The organism is Herbiconiux ginsengi, from assembly GCF_900107435.1.
Classification (GTDB): domain Bacteria; phylum Actinomycetota; class Actinomycetes; order Actinomycetales; family Microbacteriaceae; genus Herbiconiux; species Herbiconiux ginsengi.
The window spans coordinates 154,955-171,997 of record NZ_FNPZ01000005.1; the positions used below are offsets into that span (position 1 = coordinate 154,955).

Genomic DNA, 17,043 nt, shown 5'->3' on the forward strand with positions numbered 1-17,043 from the left:
TCAACTTGATGGTAAATACCAAACCACTTGATGAAATCTGACCGATGGGTCACACTTTGTTCCACGCGCCCACACAGCGATATCAAGTCAAAGGAGACTGAGATGCAACGAATGCCCCGCACCATGGTGGCTCTTGCCGCTTCGACCGTTCTGCTAGCCGGCTGCGCGGCCGGCGGAGGAGGAGAGGGAGGAGGCGACTCGACGGACAGCGCGAGCGATCCGTTCAAGATCGCCTATCTCTACGGCGTCACCGGCCCAATGGCCGGATACGCCGAGAACTACTTCACCGGCGTGCACGCAGCCGTCGACCAGATCAACGCCGAGGGAGGAATCCTCGGTCGGCCGCTGGAGCTCAAGATCGTCGACACCAAAACGGATGCGACCATCGCCGTCAGCGCGCTGACCGAACTGCTCGACTCGGGATACAAACCCGATGCGGTCGTTCCGGGTGTGGTCGCCGGTGACGCCCTGGCTGTGCTCCCCATCCTCACCGAGGAGAACATCTTCACCGTCTCCCCGGCGGTATCGGCCAATCTGATCGATCCGGAGGCCTATCCGTACTTCTTCGACATCTCGCTGCTGTCCACCGGCCCCATCGGCGTCGTCGGCGCCGACATGAAGAAGAACGGCGTCACGAAGATCGGAGTGCTCGCGGGATCCGACGCCGCGGGCGACGACCACCTCGCCAGCATCAAAGAGGTGGCCGAGAAGAACGGCATCGAGATCACGGCGATCGAACGCCCGAACCCGGAGGCGCTGAACTTCACGGTCGAGTACGAGCGCGTCATGTCGACCGGGCCCGACGCGGTGTTCGGCGACTTCAATACTCCCGACACCCTGGCGCGCATCTTCACGGCGCGACAGACCGTCGGCGCGACCGACACGCCGTACTACGGAGGCATGTCCGTCTCGGCGAGCGAACCGTACACTCTCGTCGACCCGGCAGCGATCACCGAGTGCAAGATGCCTTCGATCGCCGAGATGATCACCCAGGAGTCACCGCCCGAGTACATCCAGCCCCTTCTCGACGCCTATGAGGGCAGCGGAACTGGCGCGTACCCGGGGGCGATCGGCTACGACTCCATCCGCCTCGCCGCCCTGGCCATCGAGCGGGCGAACGGGGAGACGACAGGCGAGGCGCTCACCGCGGCGCTGCTGTCGGAGCCGGTTCCCGCCGACTACCTGGCCGAGTACCCCGGAGGTCTGGAGTACACCGAGGACTTCCGCTTCCCCGTAGCGGTGGAGGGCGACCTCATCCTGATCCCGTGCGGCTCGTCGATCGAGAACGGCCTGTGGGTGACCGAGGAGTAGAGGTACGAACCCACTGAAAAGGGTGGCTGGCCGGTGAGAACCGGCCAGCCACCCTTTTCAGTTCCCCTCCGACTCACACAGGCAGCTGCTCGTAGCGGTGGTGGTCGACCGCGTCTGTGACGAACCGCCCCCAGCGCATGCCGGGGAAGTGCGACGCGGCGAACGGGACCCCCGTGTCGAAGAGAACGCCCCTGAACTTCTCGATCGCCTCGATCGCAGCAGGACTGTCGATGTGGGCCCCCAGGGCCCAGTCGTCACTGAGTAGCTCGGTGTAGCCGTGAACCAGGTCGCCGATGATCAGCCCCGACTCCCGCGAGTCGCCCACCTGCAGCACCGTCGTTCCCGGGGTGTGGCCGGCGGCGTCGAGCGCCTCGAGCCCGGCGAACACCTCGCCGTCACCCTCCCAGAACTCCATCCGATCCGCGATGGGCGCCAGTCTCACCTGGGGTGCGTCGAACTCCGGCTTCGACAGGAACGGTTCCCACTCCGGCAGCTCGTACTCCGCAGCCATGAAATGGTTCCAGTCACGACTGTCACAGCGATAGGTCGCGTTCCGGAAGAACGGCTTGCCCCCCAGCGAGGCCCAGCCGATGTGGTCAAGGTGCAGATGGGTGAACACGACATCGGTGATGTCGTCGGGATGCACGCCCAGCGCCAGCAGGCTCGACCGGAGGGCACCTCCCGAGAACGGGAAGGTCGGATTGTTTCCGAGACCCGCGTCGACGAGCACCAGCCGATCGGCGATGCCTTCGATCAGGAAACTGCCCACGGTCTGCACCGGATTGCCGGTCAGGTGACACAGCAGCGGTGAGAACTCACCCCACTCCTCGTTGCTGTGACCGGCCCAGACCCCTTCGGTGGGGATGGAGATCTCCCCGTCGATGATAGATGTGACAGTCAGACTTCCGATTCTCATGATCTTCTCCTTTGCTCATCACGACTCTGGTCATCACGACTCAGACGCCCGGCCAGCGCGAGCTGACCGGGCGTCCGGGTGATCTTCTCGTGTTCAGTGCGACGCGAGTTCCTTCTCCTTAGGAGTCTGGCTCGGGTGATCGGGGGAACGAAACGACTCGGGGACGATGCCCTCGAGCTCCGCCTGCACCTGCAGGGCGACGAGCGGGGTGTACCAGCGCCCCGGGCTGATGCCGCTCTCCATGATGATCAGCCTCGGCTGTCCCGGAATCGGGCGCAGGCAGCCGCGGAACGGCTCGCCTCCGGCATCGAAGCCGTCGATCTCGCCGATCCGCTCGGCCACCTCGCTCCCGAAGAACCGCTCCAGGATCTGGTTCTGCTTCGCATACCCGGTGGCGAGTACGACCGCATCGAAGGGCAGAACCTCGCCGCTCTTCAGCCGCACCCCCTCGGGCACGAAACGATCGATGTCCGAGTACTGACGGACGTGGATGTTCCCGTCGATGATGGCCTGCGAAGCGCCGACGTTGATGTAGTAGCCCCCGGCGACCTCGTAGTACTTCGTGAACCAGCCGCCTTCATGCCAGTCGATCTTGAACCCGGCAGCCTCCAGTCCGCGGTGCAGCTCCACATCCGCTTCGTTGCCGATGGCCGTCGCCGTCTTGAAGCCCATCCTCACACGCGGTTCGATCATCGTGGACTGCCACCGCTTGTCGAGGGCTTCCGTCGGACGCTGGCGGGCGTTGTAGTGCCCGTAGTTGAGGTTCGCGGTCGGCAGATCGACGATGGCGACGGGGCCGCGCTGGAACATCGTGGCTTGACCGCCGTGGTTGAAGACGTCGAAAGCGATGTCGTGCGCGCTGGTCGCTGCTCCGATGACCAGCACCCGCTTGCCGGCGTAGTCGGCGCCCGTCTTGAAACCCTCACTGTGGCTGACCGTTCCGGCGAAGTCCGAGAGCCCGGGCAGGTTGGGGATCTGCGGCGTGCCACTGCCTCCGGTGGCGAGCACCAGATGCTTGGGGTGCAGGGTACGGGTGGCGCCGTCGGCCCGGCGGACCACGGCACTCCACTGCTTCGCGGCCTCGTCGTACTCGCCGTGGACGAACTCCGCCGACGTCCAGAGGTTGATGTCGAGCGCCGCGACATAGGCATCCAGCCAGTCCGCCATCCGGTCTTTCGCGACGTAGTCGGGGAAATTCTCGGGAAAGGGCATGAAGGGGAAATGGAGCATGCCGTGAGGCTGGTGCAGCACGAGGGCGTCGTACCGGTTGCGCCAGTTGTCGCCGGCACGGTCGTACTTGTCGACGACCAGAGTGTCGATCCCGAGGCGACCGAGTGCCGCTGCGACGAAGAGGCCGTTGTGCCCGCCGCCGATCACCAGCACCTCGGGGTCGTGTTCGGCGTAGTCCGCACGGGCTTCCTTGCGGCGGCGCTCTTCGACCAGCTCGTCGTGGTTGTATCGCCCGAATCGCGGCCACACGGCATCGTGCCCCCGCAGCCCTTGGAGACGTGTGAACAGCAGATCGGCCCGGAAGCCGACGGGCGAGGTCTCATCGGGGACCACGTTGACGAGACCGTCGGCGTACCCGGCGGCGGTCTCGAAGGTGAAGTTGATCTCCCAGGTCTCGGTCTCGACGAATTCGACGGGCGAGACCGCACCTTCCACGAAGTCGATGTCGAGAGCGAAGTTGCTCGGCCGGATGTCGTCCAGCGTCGTCCAGATGTAGTCCCTGATCTCGGTCCGACCGTAGAATTGCCGGAAGTTCCACGTGAACGCGACCAGGTCACGCCAATCGCATTTCTCGAGGAAGAGGCTGTCGAAGAGACTGACGTCCCGATTCGTGATTGCGGTCTCGAATTGCTGCAGCCACCGCCCAGCGCTCTCGTAGATGTCCGTCACGTCTGCCACTCCCTTGTGATCGATCCGACTGGCTCGACGCGGCCGGTGGCCACGAGCCGAAGTTGGTCTAACGATACGAAGGATTTGGTTTTCATACAAGGGACATCTATTCAACTCTAGAGTCAGCAATCCGTGCCTAGTATGTTTATTGGTCTTTGAGTAGAGTTCAGAAACACGGATACCAGCTGGAGGATCGATGGAGATCTCTGACCTTGACCGACTGATCGCGATCGAAGCGGTCAAGCGGCTGAAGTCCCGACGGGACCGGGCGCTGGACACGAAGGACTGGGCGACCTTCCGGTCCCTCCACGCCCCGGAGCACGAGTCGGCGAACGACGGCTTCGCGTCGTGGAAAGGGCGCGACACCCTCGTGGAGCGGTCGATGGCCCTTCTCTCGGGCATGACGACCGTTCATCAGTGCCACACCCCCGACATCGTCATCGATGCTCCGGATCGAGCATCCGCCGTCTGGTACCTGGAGGACCAGCTCTACTGGACGCAGGACGATGAAGAGCACTGGATCCACGGCTTCGGTTTCTATCACGAACGCTCTGAGCGTCGGGACGGCGAGTGGGTCTTCACGCACCGTCGCCTGCAACGCACGCTGCTGTTCGCCTCCCCCGGGGCCGAACACCCGGCGATAGCCGGAGCCAAGGCCGCCGGCGTCTTCCGCGCCGGCCACCGCTGAATCGACGCGCACAGGCCGCGTCGGACACCCCGAGGAGAAGAGACATCATGACAGTCGATGACGCAACCCACATCCAGGTGCTGGAACGCCTCCAGCGCCTCGAGGACCGTCTCGAGATAGCCGAGCGGACGGCTCAGTACGGCCAGGCCGCCGACAGCGGAGCCGGAGCGACGGCTTCCGCGCTGTGGACGGAGGACGGGATCTACGACGCCGGAATCATGTCAATGCGAGGCAGCGCCGCCGTCGAGGAGATGCTCGCCGGAGACGTGCACCAAGGTTTTCTCGCCCAGGGAGTGGGCCACATCAGCACGACGCCGGTGATCTCACTGGACGGAGACCGCGCCGTCTCGACCTGCTATTCGCTCGTGTTCCGACGTGATGAAGCGACTGACGCCTTCAGGCTCTGGCGGATGTCGGCGAACCGCTGGGAGTGGATCCGCACGCCCGAGGGCTGGCGCGTCACCTCCAGGGTCAACCGCCCACTCGACGGCACCGCCGACGCCCGAGAGCTGTTCCGGGCATCCTTCGACGCCCGCTGATCGGCTCGATGCGGATCCGGTCACTCCCGGGGCGGTTTCAACCGAGACCGAGCTCGCTCTTGGAGAAGGGCAGCCGGTGGTAGAAGTCATCGTCATCCAGCGGCGCGGTCATGATGGCCTCGGTCATCCCCCCGTCGACCAGGATGCTGGTTCCGTTGATGAAACCGGCGTCCTCCGAGAGCAGGAACGCCGTCGCACTCGCGATGTCCTCGGGCGTGCCCAACCGCGGAGACGCGACCCGGCGCAGGAACGGCTGCAGCATCGGCTCCTCGGCCTCGGGGATGTTGCCGGTCACGATTCGCCCGGGAATGACGATGTTGCACCGCACACCCTGCTTGCCCCAGCGCGCCGAGACGTGACGGGCGACGGCGAACAAGCCGGACTTGGCGATTCCGTAGGTCACCCGCGTCGGCTCCCCCTTGATTCCGGCTATCGAACTCGTCATGACGATCGAGCCGCCCCCGGCCGCGATCAGGTGTGGGATCGCGAACCGCGCGGTGAACACCTGGCCACGGAGGTTCACCTCGAGCAGGGTGTCGAGCAACCCGAGGTCGACGCTGACGATGTCCGTGTCGTCGGCTCCGTACATCGCTGCGTTGTTCACGAAGCCGTCGAGTCCGCCGAGCGCCTCGGCCGCGCCATCGACGAACGCCTGCGTCGAATCCGCATCGGCCAGATCGACCGCTGCGACTCCCGCGATCCGGTCGCGGCCGGCCAGATCGGCGGTCACCTGCAACCGCGACACGTCGCGGCCGCCGATGTACACGCGTGCACCCTCGGCGGCCAGGCGTGCGACGATGGCGCCGCCGATCTGACCCGGCGCCGCGCCGATTACGGCGATCCTTTTTCCTTCGAAGCGATTCATCCTGCGGTTCCTCCGTATACGGCGGCGTCGACGACGCAGCCAGGGTCAGTCGTTGGTGATGAGGGGCGTGAGTTCGTCGTACACCACGGCACTGAACGTCGTGTGAAGGGAATCGCTGAGCACCATCCCCTGCGCGACGGCCTCGCTCATTCTCGCGAGAGCCTCGGTGGCGTCACCCTCGAGCTCGTACAGGGCCATGTACCTGAAGGGGGCGTCCTCGTTGACGTCGGAGGCGATGTACCGTTGCGCCGAGACGAAGCCGGGAACCGCGATGACGTCTTTCAGATGCTGGTTCGTGTACCAGTCGTTGTACTCGTCCTCCCGGCCTTCGACCGGGTTGCTGTGCACCACATAGTAGTTCTTCGGCATGATCTTCTGTTCCTCCTTGAATCGGTCAACGTGTGGGCCCGGTCGTCGGGCGCACCTCACAGTGCTTTCAGTTCCTCCGAGATGGAGGCCACCGACGCCTTCGCGTCACCGAACAGCAGCGACGTGAACGGTGCGGAGAAGAGCGGGTTGTCGATTCCCGCGAAACCCGAGCTCATCGAGCGCTTGAGCACGATCACCGATTTCGATTGGTCCACGTTGAGGATCGGCATCCCGTGGATGGGCGAACCGGGATCGTTGCGAGCAGCCGGGTTGGTGACATCGTTGGCGCCGATCACGATCGTGACATCCGTTCGCGCGAACTCGTCGTTGATGTCGTCCATCTCCTTCATCGCGTCGTAGGAGACGTCCGCCTCGGCGAGCAGCACGTTCATGTGGCCCGGCATCCGCCCCGCCACCGGGTGGATCGCGTACTTCACCTCGACGCCCCGAGCCTCGAGCATCTTCGCCAGGTCTTTCACCGCGTGTTGGGCCTGGGCGACGGCCAAGCCGTAACCGGGAACCACGATGACCTGATTGGCATAGGCGAGTTGGATGGCCGCATCGGCCGCCGACGTCGCCTTGACCGGCCCTCGCTCCGAGGCGAGGGCACCCGCCGGTCCTCCGGCCGACGATGCACCGAAGCCGCCGGCGACGATGGCCGGGATCGACCGGTTCATCGCCTTCGCCATGAGATTGGTGAGGATCGTGCCGGAGGCGCCCACGATCATCCCCGCGACGATCATCGCGACGTTGTTCAGTGCGAGCCCGGCTGCCGCCGCCGACAATCCGGTCAAGGCATTCAGGAGCGAGATCACAACCGGCATGTCGGCGCCCCCGATCGGGAGCACGACCGTGAGACCGAGAACGCTGGCCGCAGCCAGTACGATCACGAACCACCACAGCGGAGCACCTCCCGTCGCCGAGCCGATCCCGACGCCGACCCCCGCCGCGATGGCGACGAGCAGCAGCACCAGATTCATCGGCTGCTGTACCGCGCCCAGGCTGATGGAGCGACCGGGCAGGATCTCCTGCAGCTTCAGGAAGGCCACGACGGATCCCCAGAAGGACAGCGCCCCGATGATCGTGGCGAACACCGACGCGATGATTATCGCCAGCACGGGGGTCGCGCTGTCCCCTGTGTGCGAGAAGCCGTCGCTCTCGAGGAACTCGGCGAACGCTATCAGGGCCACCGTTCCGCCGCCCAGCCCGTTGAACAGGGCCACCAGTTGCGGCATCGCCGTCACCTTGACGCGACGCGCCGGCGGGATGCCGAGTACGATCCCCACGACCAGACCGGCGATGATCAGGATCCAGTTGCCGGTCTCCCGGATCGAGATGAGTGTTGCAGCGACGGCCACGGCCATTCCGGCAGCGGCGACGAGATTCCCCCGCACAGCAGTCCTGGGCCCGGCGAGCCCCATCAAGCCGTAGATGAACAGCGCGAAGGCGATGACGTACAGGCCGTAGACGAGCGCGGTCACGAGCGCTCGCCCTCTCGGCGCGTGCCCGGTTTGGCCTTGAACATCGACAGCATCCGGTCGGTCACCACGAACCCGCCGATGACGTTCACCGTTCCGAAGACCAGCGCGACGAAGCCGACGATCTGCATCAGGAGGCTCGGCTCCGGCGTGGTGCCCAGAACGATGAGCGCCCCGAGCACCACGATTCCGTGGATGGCATTGGTACCCGACATCAACGGTGTGTGCAGGGTGTTGGGCACCTTCGAGATGACGGCGAAACCGGCGAAGCCGGCGAGCACGAGAATGGCGACGTTCGTGAGGAAGGCGGTGTAGTCCATGGTCAGCGGGCTCCTTCCGAGGCGGCCTCGGCCATCGGCCGCGCCCGGGCCACGCAGGATTCGGCGACGATCTGATCCGAGAAGTCGGGATCGAGTGCGCCGTCGGTGATTAGCAGCTCCAGAAGCGAGGTCACGTTCTTCGTGTAGAGCTCGCTGGCATGCTCGGGCATCGTCGCGGGGAGGTTGAGCGGCGAGGCGATGATGACGCCGTCGCGTCGGACCGTCTCGCCCGGCTCGGTGAGTTCGCAGTTGCCGCCCGACTCTCCGGCGAGGTCGACGATCACGCTGCCCGGCTTCATGCCCCTCGCCGCGGCTGCCGTCACCAGTCGCGGCGCGGCCCGGCCCGGAACCAGCGCCGTGGTGATAACCACGTCGAACCCCATGATCGCGGTCTCGAGAGCCTTCTGCTGCGCCTCACGCTCAGCGTCGTCGAGCGCTCGCGCATACCCGCCCTCACCTTCCGCGGCGATGCCGAGATCGAGCCACTGCGCGCCGACCGACCGCACCTGATCTGCCACTTCCGGCCGCACGTCGTAGCCCGTGGCCCGCGCTCCGAGTCGCTTGGCCGTGGCGAGCGCCTGCAGTCCTGCCACGCCGACCCCGAGAACCAGGAGGCGGGCAGGCCGCACCGTTCCCGCGGCGGTCGTGAGCATCGGAAAGAACCGCGTGCAGAGCGACGCCGCCAGCACCACGGCCTTGTAGCCGGCCACGTTGGCCTGCGAGGAGAGGGCGTCCATCGTCTGGGCGCGCGAGATGCGGGGGATGGCCTCCATCGCGAAGGCGGTCACACCGGCCGCCTCGAGCGCGGCGATGCGGTTGTCGGCACTTCGCGGGGACAGGAAGCCGATCAACGTGGATCCGGCTGCGAGCTGGGCCACCTCCCCCTCGGAGGGCGGTGCGACCTTCACGACGACCTTCGAGCGCCACGCCTCCGCACGGTCCACCACGGGGGCTCCGGCCGCGAGGTACTGGTCGTCCCCGATCAACGACGCCTGCCCCGCGCCCCGCTCGACCACGACCTGCATCCCGCTCGCGATCAGGCGCGCCGCGGCGGCGGGAACGAGGGCGACCCTGGTCTCGCCGGCGCCGGTCTCGGCGACGACCCCCACGATCAGCCGGTCGGATCGATCGGTCATGCTTCTCCTTCGAGGCCGGTGTGCGAGCGGAACGGTTCCTACCGCGGGTGAGTTTAGTCGACTTGCCGAACATTTATCAACCAATAAGTCAGTTTACAACTCATAGATCAGCCAAGGCGGTATGGTTTCCGCCTCGCGGGATCACCAGGTGGAATCGCCGCGGATGACGGCGTCGCTGCCGCCGTCGACGAAGACCACCTGGCCCGTGACGTGCGTTTTTTCCTCGCTCACCAACCAGGCCAGCAACCGGGCCGGAACGAGGGCGTCGGCGAACCCGCCGAGCGGCATCGGCACCGCCGCCCGCATCTGCTCCCGCCCTTCCTCCGTCGCGCGGAAGGGCGCTGTCCTGGGAGTGACGACCATTCCGGGCGCGATCGCATTGAGTGGGATGCCGGCTCCGGCCCATTCATCCGACACCGCGGCGCGGCGCACCCATTGGGCGAATGCCTTCTTCGTCGCCGGATAGATGAGCTGACCGACCTGGGGATCGGCCGCGAGCTCCTCTGCGCGGGTCAGCGCCCGTGCCTCGTCGCCCTGGCTCAGGAGGTCGACCAGTCCAGCATCCAGCGGCTGGATGCTGGACATGGAGGAGACCCCGACGGCACGCGGCGCCGATGACTGAAGCAGCAGGGGCCGAAGCAGCTCGAGTGTGGCGATCATGCCGAAGTAGTTGACGGAGACGGTCCCCGGAACGGGCGCCGCCAGACCCGCCGCCGCGACGACGCCGTCGATGCTCCCGTTCGCGTGCTCAGCCACCTGATCTCGGAAGGCGAGCCGACCGTCAGGGCTTCCGAGATCCGCCACAACGTCCGCGTTACGGAGGTCGACCCCGATCACCCGGTCACCTCGCTGCCGGAGCAAGCCGGCCACTGCCTCCCCGGTCCCCGACGCGGCACCGGTGACGACCATGGTTCTCGACATTGAGCTTTCCCTGGTCCATCGACATAATTCGACTAGTAAGTCAATATTAGACGAACACTAGGTTTACAAACTTGATAGTCAAGAAAGGGAGACCATGATCGCTCTCGCATCCGCCCCCCACCCCGGCGCCAATGACCCAGCCGAGCAGAACCTCGGAGGCGCTGCCGTCACCCCCCTCCCCGGAGGGCGATCCGTCTCTCCCGACGAGTTCAAGGCCGCGTTCCGCAACCATGCCGCCGGTGTCGCAGTGATCACGGCCGACGCGGGCGACGGACCGGTGGCCCTCACCGCCACCTCGGTCTTCTCCGTGAGTGTCGAACCACCCCTGCTGGTATTCTCGGTCTCGGAGCTGTCCTCCAGCACGCCGACGATCCGTCGCGCTGAGACGGTCGTCGTGCACCTGCTCGGAGCAGGGCAGATCGACATCGCCAAGCTCGGGGCCACATCAGGAATCGATCGTTTCGCGGATGTCTCCATCTGGACGCGGCTGCCCACCGGCGAGCCTTGCTTCCCTGCGGCACACGCCTGGATCCGGGGCCGGGTCGTGAACACCATGGCGGCGGGCGGCTCCACGATCATCGCCGTGCAGGCCCTCGAGACACACGCACCCGCACCGGAGGACATCTCGATCGCCGACGCGCGGCCGCTGGTCTACCACAACCGCACCTGGCACAGCTTGGATGAGCGGTCGCAGATCGACTGACATCGCATCCGGAGCCGTGGGCGAGATCCGCCACCCACGGCTCCGGATGCCGGATCAGGTGAGGGTGAAGCCGGCGTAGCCCTGCTCGGTCGCCCGGTGCACATGGAGCACGTACTCCTTCATGCCTCCGCTGAACGGCTGGAAGAACCGCGAACCGTCGTCGTTGACATGGACCATGTACTGATTCTCGGCCCTTCGGATCGGGTAGAGCTCCTGCGCATAGCCGTCGACCGTGTGCATCCACTCCTCGGAGGCCGCGTCCGACGCCTCGATGGAGGAGAATCCCTGCGAACGGACGTGGGTGATGCACTCCGCGATCCAGTCCCCGAGGAACTCGGCGAGCAGCATCGCGTTTCCGAGCACCGAAGGGCTCCCGGCGTTGGTGACATGGAACATGTTGGGGAATCCGGGCGTCATCAGACCGAATAGGGTCCGGGGCCCGTTCGACCAGACGTCGGCGACAGTGGTGCCGGCCTCGTTGCGGATCCCGGCGTCCTCCAGCGGGCCGATGAAGGCGCGGAACCCCAGGGCGAACACCACGAGATCCGCCTCGTGGTCCCCCGCCGTCGTGCGCACTCCCGTCTCGGTGAGCTCGACGATGGGCGTCTCGAGCACGGAGACCAGATCGACGTTGTCCCGGGAGTACGCCTCGTAGTAGTCGATGTCGAGGATGAGCCGCTTCGTGCCTGCCGGATAGTTCGGCGTGAGTCTCTCCGCGAGTCGGCTGTCTCCGATGCGCTCGATGGTCATCTCCCGGATGAAGTCGGTGACGTACTGGTTGGACTCCAGGTTGGTCGTGGTGTCGGAGAAGACATAGGTGAGGCCGTGACCGCCGAACTCCCACTGCTTCTCGAGCACGTCCCGGCGCTGTGCAGGGGTGTAGCTGCTGGCAGGGCGGGCCGCCTCGCCGCTCGCGAACGCCCGCGGGCTTCCCGGCTGGTTGAGAGCCAGGGCATCGACGGTGGCGGCATCTACGGGGAGGAAGTCGCGGTAGGACATGCGAACCGCGTCACCGAGCGTGCTCGCGACTGCATCTTGTTCGGCCGACCCGAGCGGGCGGTTCCGCGCGGGGATCGACCAGTGCGGGTGGCGCTGGAACACGGTCAACTGGTCCGCGTCCTGCGCGAGAGCCGGGATGGATTGGACCCCTGAGGATCCCGTGCCGATCACGGCGACCTTCCGACCCTCGACGTCGACGCCCTCCCGAGGCCAGTGCGCGGTCTGGGCCCACTGGCCCTTGAACCGCTCGAGCCCGGCGAAGGCGAGCTTCTTCGGCGCGCCGAGCGACCCCGTGCACATGATCAGGAACTGAACCCGAATCTGATCGCCGTTGCTCGTGGAGAGGTGCCACCGCTGGGTGACGCTCGACCAGACAGCGCCCTCCAATCGCGTGTTGAAGCGAAAGTCATCGCGCACGCCGAGCTCGTCTGCCACGAAGTTGTGGTAATTCTGCAGCGTCGGTGCGTCTGAGTAGCGTTCGTGCCAGCGCCACTTCTCATACAGCTCCTTCGAGAACTGCAGGCTGTAATCGACGCTGTCGCTGTCGATCCGCGCCCCGGGGTACCCGTTGTGGTGCCAGACACCTCCGAAACCCGCGCCTCCGTCGATGCCCACGACGGACAGCCCTTCCACCTTCAGGCGATAGGTGGTGTAGAGACCGGATTGCCCGGCACCAATGACTGCGGCATCGAAGTGCTCCATACGGTGGTCGCCTTCCTTTTTCACGGGGGTACCGTGTTCGTGCCGCGGGCGCTCCCGGCGGCGTCGCCGGATCGGGTTCGACAGGCGTGGACGGCTCTCGGGCACCATCCAGTTTATCAACCCGATATTTGAGTATTGAACTCAGAGTAGATCTTTTGCGATCGTCGGTCAAATGACGGGACGAGGTCGGCCGGCCGCGTTCGGCTGGAACGCCTCGGCGAACAGCTCCCGAGCCGCGGGGGTGCCGTCGAGCGGCCGATTCACGCGGCCCGTGACCTTCCAGCCGTCAGGCGTGCGGTGCCACTCCCACCGATTCGCCGAGATCCGCCAGGTGCGGAACCCGTCATTCGCCTCGTCTCGGTACAGAACCTGGGAGTAGGCGGTAGCCGTCGCCCGATCGCCGTCCAGCTGGATGAACGGGGCACTTAGCACGTGCGCCGCCCCGTTCGCGAGGAGCTGTTTGTGCTCGGGCGCCAGGAGGTGGGCCAGGATGTCCGGGTGCCCCTCCATCCGCAGCCCGGGAGCCGCGTCGAAGGGACTGTTAGCCTCGAACATCTGGATGACGACGTGCGGAAGTCCCGCATCCGCGGCTGGGCCGTACGAGGCGATCAGCTGTGCAATTGCAAGACGATCTTCGAGCTCCTGCACGCGTTTCGCCAGCGCCCCTACGATCTCGATCAATGTGGGTTCCTCGGACATACGTTGACCTCCATGATCGTGTCGATGGCCGCGGCCATCCCGTACCGACACTTTAGTCAATTCTCGACTGCTAGTTCGACTATTTCCGAGTGCGCCAGAGCGACTCGCACTATCCGGCGTGCCGGGACTTAAATGGGCGACGACGCCCTCGGGCGGGCCGCCGGGCGGTGAGAGCCCGAAGAATAAGGGGCGCGGCGCTTCTATGACTTAGAGCCGGGATCACCTAGCGCAATTCAAACTGTTCGGACCACGGCAGAGAACTCTGGGCCACCTGACAGCCACCGTCGAGCGTTGCCGAGTCCTGCTAGCCCGTTGCCACACAGCAACGGCCGAAATGCGGTCTGGATGCACCGACGTTGCGGGGTTGGTTGTTGCTCATGCCCGCAATCACCGTCGACCAACGGCGTCCCCACGGTGGTTGGCAGACGTGTTTGGTCGGAAATGGCAGTGGCAGCTTCTGACCAAGAGTGTCTGTACAGCAGACGGTCGCGCAGGGACACCACTCCCTTGCGGCTCGATCATCGAATTTCCGCGTCCCCCGCGTTCCTTCCGAACCGAATCCGGAGCCGGCTGCACAGCTGAGACGCCAGCTGGCGCAAATCTCCGCGCTCGCGCCCAGTTCGAACACAGGAATTCTTCGAGACAGACACGCCAGGACGTCCCTCGTCCTTGGCCCTTTGCGGAACTGGCACTCAATCAAGCAGGCTTTCTCGGCATAAACGTGACGACCTGCGCGCACCGTCCTTTGGATCAGGCGCCTTCCTTCGCCCAAACTATAGTTGTTTGCCCCTTTCCGTGGAAAAGCTGCCGAGCCACTTCAAGGTAGGTTTAGGGGTTCGTTTGAACGTTCGTCGGTCCACCACGATAAGACCGAAGATCGGTCCCAGTGCCCACACTCATAGTTGTCGAGCAGACTCCAGTGTAGGTAGCCGCGAACACCTCCCCCGTCGTTGATAGCCGCCGACAAGTGTCCGAGCGCCAGTGCTTCCGCGCTCCTCGCGGACCTGAGGGAGAACTATCTGACGCCCGAGAACGTCGCCCTGTCGGACGTCAACTCCAGTCTGTGCGTGAGATTGTGACCACCACACGGGTGTTCTGCGGCTCCTCGCTCGGAAACGTTCGCGACGAGCGGGCAGTGGACGGGTGAAATCCTGACTACGCCGCCGGCGGTGGGTCTGCGGAAAGACCACGCCGTGTGCTCTATCGGCAGCGGCGTTGTGCTGCGAAGAGTGCCCGAAGCGGCGCAAAATGCTCATACTTCCGGGCTCGGTCACCCGTTAGCCAGGCCATAAGCAGCGGAAGCACCCAGGAGGTCTGGTCTCTCCGGACACTGAACGATAATGCCGAATGGACACGGAGACATAGAAAACGCTCAGTATCGAGTGGCCCCACGTGCTGGCCAAAGCGGTCGCACCGCGAGCGCGAGCATCGCGGGAAAGCACACGGAACTCGTAGTCGCAGCCGAACGCGTCGCGGACGCTCGCGTGGACCGACACGCGTCGCTCGCGGTTGCTGCAGGCGCGGCAGGGATTCTGCTTGCCACAGTCGAATCCACCCGTAGCATTTTCTCACTCCAGCAGAGTTGCATGCCGCCCGGTCGGTGACCACGGGCAGCGGCGTCGGGACCTGCAGAATCCAGCTTTGCGACGAGCATCGCGGACGAACTGGTGTCCATGACAGTCGTGCTCAGTCGACCGCGACAGAGCACGCCCATCGCTCCGCGACGATCAGTCCACCTCCGCCGCCGCGACTTGACACGAAGACAGAATGGACCTAATGTTCCCGAACGGGAAGAGTATCTTTCCATTCGGGAACAAGCTTGCCGCTCACACTCACAAGGTCGTGGAGTGGCAACGATCGAACAGAGCTCCTCCAGCTCATGACAGCGATCGTGAAGACCGCGAAGCTGTCTTCAGGACGCATCCGCACCATGCAGTGCTCGTTACGCAACAAAGGGGTTTTACAATGAAGTTCTCCCGTCTCGCGGCCTCAGTCGGTATCTTCGCGGCGCTCACGGCATCGGTCTCCGGCTGCTCGCCGAGCGCACCCGCCGACGTCGACCAGCCGTCGGATCACGTCCTCACCCTTTCCATGCCCGCAGCGCCTCCGTCACTGGCTGTGGGGTCGCTCGACCAAGGCGTGTCGTCCTACGTCTGGGCCAGCGTCTACGACTCGCTGCTCACCCGCGACCTCAGCGGCGCGGTCCAGCCGAGCGTCGCCGAAGAGTACGCGGTCGCCGACGATGGTCTTACCCTGACCTTCACAATCCGCGACGGCATGAAATTCAGCACCGGCGAGCCTGTGGACGCGGAAGCCGTGGCCGATTCCCTGACTTTCTCGAGCACGGCACCGGCAACCTCAGCCGCGTTCGCCAGCGTCGCCTCCATTGAGGCGACGGACGAGTCGACGGTCACTTTGTCGCTGAGCAGGCCTGACACGGCATTGCCGTATCAGCTGGCGCAGGCCGCGGGTGTCATCGGTGAGCCCTCAACGCTCGGGTCGGAGACCGCGGCGCTTGACCCAGTGGGTTCGGGACCTTACGTTCTGGACAACGACGCGACTACCGACGGTTCGACGTACACCTTAGAGCTGCGACCTGACTACTGGAACGCGGATGCGTACAGTTTCAAGAAGGTCATAGTCTCCGTGATCGCGGACGCTACGGCCCAGCAGAACGCTCTGCAGGCGGGTCAGCTGGACTTCATGAGCCTCGCCAACCCTGCCCAGGGCGAGTCGTTGACGGCAGCGGGTTTCACCGTTCAGGAAACCGCGCCCGTCGCGTGGGGTGCCATCGTAATCGCGGACCGCGCGGGCGAAATCCAGCCTGCGCTCGGAGACGTACGCGTCCGACAGGCGATCAACCTCGCTGTTGATCGCGATGCGATCGTGGAGAAGCTTCTTGCGGGCGTCGGTGCGCCGACGGAGCAGATCTTCGACCCGGGCTCGGGTGCATACGACGCGGACCTAGACGGCACGTACGCGTATGACCTCGCCGAAGCGAAGGCGCTGATGGAAGAGGCCGGATATGCCGACGGGTTCACCGTCAGCATGCCCAGTTCCGTCCTGTCACAGACGATGGAGCCCACACTCACTCAGCAGTTGGGCGAGATCGGCATCACCGTCGAGTGGAAGCCGGTTCCCTTCGACCAGGTCGTGTCGGTGCTGGGATCCAAGACCTACCCGATGTATTGGTTCATCAACGGGTACAACGTGCCTCAGATCGTGACCAATGACACGCTGACCCCCACGGGCTATCTGAACCCGTTCGGGGCAACAGATCCGGAGCTGACGGCCCTTCTGGAGACTGCAGCCGACGCATCAGCAGAGGACGCTGATACCGCGTACCGCGCGGTCAACCAGTGGAGTGTGGACAACGCCTGGTTCGCGCCGCTGTACGCGTACGCGCAGCTGGTCGTCACGTCGAAGGCAGTGACCTTCACACCTCGCACCGTCGCCGGTCTCTTGACCGTCGAGCAGTTCCAGCCCGCTTCCTAAACA

At 65.1% G+C, this 17,043-nt stretch carries 15 protein-coding genes; 5 read left to right on the plus strand and 10 right to left on the minus strand.

Features of this window, described 5'->3' with window-relative positions:
• The first annotated feature begins 102 nt into the window (after window positions 1-102).
• Complete coding sequence (locus tag BLW00_RS19765) at window positions 103-1,311, plus strand: ABC transporter substrate-binding protein (RefSeq protein WP_175494441.1); 1,209 nt, start codon at window positions 103-105, stop codon at window positions 1,309-1,311.
• 73 nt (window positions 1,312-1,384) lie between these two features.
• Here the strand turns inward: BLW00_RS19765 and BLW00_RS19770 are convergent, their stop codons facing one another.
• Together BLW00_RS19770 and BLW00_RS19775 are read right to left on the minus strand one after the other, a co-directional pair.
• Complete coding sequence (locus tag BLW00_RS19770) at window positions 1,385-2,227, minus strand: MBL fold metallo-hydrolase (protein WP_092557482.1); 843 nt, start codon at window positions 2,225-2,227, stop codon at window positions 1,385-1,387.
• 93 nt (window positions 2,228-2,320) lie between these two features.
• Window positions 2,321-4,126: a flavin-containing monooxygenase gene (locus BLW00_RS19775; protein WP_175494443.1), complete on the minus strand. Its 1,806-nt coding sequence runs from the start codon at window positions 4,124-4,126 to the stop codon at window positions 2,321-2,323.
• Between the two features lie 196 nt (window positions 4,127-4,322).
• Here BLW00_RS19775 and BLW00_RS19780 point away from each other — a divergent pair, with 196 nt between their 5' ends.
• Window positions 4,323-4,814: a nuclear transport factor 2 family protein gene (locus BLW00_RS19780; protein ID WP_092557486.1), complete on the plus strand. Its 492-nt coding sequence runs from the start codon at window positions 4,323-4,325 to the stop codon at window positions 4,812-4,814.
• 47 nt (window positions 4,815-4,861) lie between these two features.
• Window positions 4,862-5,353 (plus strand): nuclear transport factor 2 family protein, encoded by a 492-nt coding sequence (locus BLW00_RS19785; protein ID WP_092557488.1) that lies wholly within the window; start codon window positions 4,862-4,864, stop codon window positions 5,351-5,353.
• Between the two features lie 37 nt (window positions 5,354-5,390).
• Here BLW00_RS19785 and BLW00_RS19790 read toward each other — a convergent pair whose 3' ends face one another.
• The 6 genes from BLW00_RS19790 to BLW00_RS19815 all read right to left on the minus strand — a co-directional run bounded on the left by BLW00_RS19790 (window position 5,391) and on the right by BLW00_RS19815 (window position 10,442).
• Window positions 5,391-6,218, minus strand: coding sequence for an SDR family NAD(P)-dependent oxidoreductase (locus BLW00_RS19790; protein ID WP_092557490.1), 828 nt, complete (start codon window positions 6,216-6,218; stop codon window positions 5,391-5,393).
• A 45-nt stretch (window positions 6,219-6,263) separates the two neighbouring features.
• Window positions 6,264-6,587 carry a DUF4286 family protein gene (locus tag BLW00_RS19795; protein ID WP_092557492.1) on the minus strand — a complete coding sequence of 108 codons (324 nt, stop codon included), beginning with the start codon at window positions 6,585-6,587 and terminating at the stop codon, window positions 6,264-6,266.
• Between the two features lie 56 nt (window positions 6,588-6,643).
• The gene (locus BLW00_RS19800) at window positions 6,644-8,068 is read right to left on the minus strand and encodes an NAD(P)(+) transhydrogenase (Re/Si-specific) subunit beta (RefSeq protein WP_092557494.1); all 1,425 of its coding nucleotides are present in this window, start codon (window positions 8,066-8,068) and stop codon (window positions 6,644-6,646) included.
• Entirely contained in the window at window positions 8,065-8,385 is a 321-nt protein-coding gene (locus tag BLW00_RS19805) for an NAD(P) transhydrogenase subunit alpha (protein WP_092557496.1), read from the minus strand. Before BLW00_RS19805 ends, BLW00_RS19800 begins: the two co-directional genes overlap by 4 nt.
• A gap of 2 nt (window positions 8,386-8,387) precedes the next feature.
• A complete protein-coding gene (locus tag BLW00_RS19810) occupies window positions 8,388-9,521 on the minus strand; it encodes an NAD(P) transhydrogenase subunit alpha (RefSeq protein WP_092557498.1) in 1,134 nt (377 codons plus the stop codon).
• A gap of 141 nt (window positions 9,522-9,662) precedes the next feature.
• Window positions 9,663-10,442 carry an SDR family oxidoreductase gene (locus tag BLW00_RS19815; RefSeq protein WP_092557500.1) on the minus strand — a complete coding sequence of 260 codons (780 nt, stop codon included), beginning with the start codon at window positions 10,440-10,442 and terminating at the stop codon, window positions 9,663-9,665.
• 94 nt (window positions 10,443-10,536) lie between these two features.
• Between BLW00_RS19815 and BLW00_RS19820 the strand changes: the two genes are divergently transcribed.
• On the plus strand, window positions 10,537-11,145 hold the full coding sequence (locus BLW00_RS19820; protein WP_092557502.1) for a flavin reductase family protein: 609 nt from the start codon (window positions 10,537-10,539) through the stop codon (window positions 11,143-11,145).
• 54 nt (window positions 11,146-11,199) lie between these two features.
• On the opposite strand, the gene BLW00_RS19825 is transcribed toward BLW00_RS19820, so the two are convergent.
• Window positions 11,200-12,846: a flavin-containing monooxygenase gene (locus tag BLW00_RS19825; protein WP_175494445.1), complete on the minus strand. Its 1,647-nt coding sequence runs from the start codon at window positions 12,844-12,846 to the stop codon at window positions 11,200-11,202.
• Between the two features lie 168 nt (window positions 12,847-13,014).
• Window positions 13,015-13,527, minus strand: a complete 513-nt coding sequence (locus BLW00_RS19830; protein WP_217634441.1) for a nuclear transport factor 2 family protein — start codon at window positions 13,525-13,527, stop codon at window positions 13,015-13,017.
• 1,983 nt (window positions 13,528-15,510) lie between these two features.
• Here BLW00_RS19830 and BLW00_RS19835 point away from each other — a divergent pair.
• Window positions 15,511-17,040: an ABC transporter substrate-binding protein gene (locus tag BLW00_RS19835; RefSeq protein ID WP_175494447.1), complete on the plus strand. Its 1,530-nt coding sequence runs from the start codon at window positions 15,511-15,513 to the stop codon at window positions 17,038-17,040.
• Window positions 17,041-17,043 lie beyond the last annotated feature (3 nt).

Bases quoted from the DNA above. Each gene is read 5' to 3' on its own strand.
- BLW00_RS19765 (WP_175494441.1), top strand. From the start codon at position 103: ATGCAACGAATGCCCCGCACCATGGTGGCTCTTGCCGCTTCGACCGTT.
- BLW00_RS19770 (WP_092557482.1), bottom strand. From the start codon at position 2,227: ATGAGAATCGGAAGTCTGACTGTCACATCTATCATCGACGGGGAGATC.
- BLW00_RS19780 (WP_092557486.1), top strand. From the start codon at position 4,323: ATGGAGATCTCTGACCTTGACCGACTGATCGCGATCGAAGCGGTCAAG.
- BLW00_RS19785 (WP_092557488.1), top strand. From the start codon at position 4,862: ATGACAGTCGATGACGCAACCCACATCCAGGTGCTGGAACGCCTCCAG.
- BLW00_RS19790 (WP_092557490.1), bottom strand. From the start codon at position 6,218: ATGAATCGCTTCGAAGGAAAAAGGATCGCCGTAATCGGCGCGGCGCCG.
- BLW00_RS19795 (WP_092557492.1), bottom strand. From the start codon at position 6,587: ATGCCGAAGAACTACTATGTGGTGCACAGCAACCCGGTCGAAGGCCGG.
- BLW00_RS19805 (WP_092557496.1), bottom strand. From the start codon at position 8,385: ATGGACTACACCGCCTTCCTCACGAACGTCGCCATTCTCGTGCTCGCC.
- BLW00_RS19810 (WP_092557498.1), bottom strand. From the start codon at position 9,521: ATGACCGATCGATCCGACCGGCTGATCGTGGGGGTCGTCGCCGAGACC.
- BLW00_RS19815 (WP_092557500.1), bottom strand. From the start codon at position 10,442: ATGTCGAGAACCATGGTCGTCACCGGTGCCGCGTCGGGGACCGGGGAG.
- BLW00_RS19820 (WP_092557502.1), top strand. From the start codon at position 10,537: ATGATCGCTCTCGCATCCGCCCCCCACCCCGGCGCCAATGACCCAGCC.
- BLW00_RS19825 (WP_175494445.1), bottom strand. From the start codon at position 12,846: ATGGAGCACTTCGATGCCGCAGTCATTGGTGCCGGGCAATCCGGTCTC.
- BLW00_RS19835 (WP_175494447.1), top strand. From the start codon at position 15,511: ATGAAGTTCTCCCGTCTCGCGGCCTCAGTCGGTATCTTCGCGGCGCTC.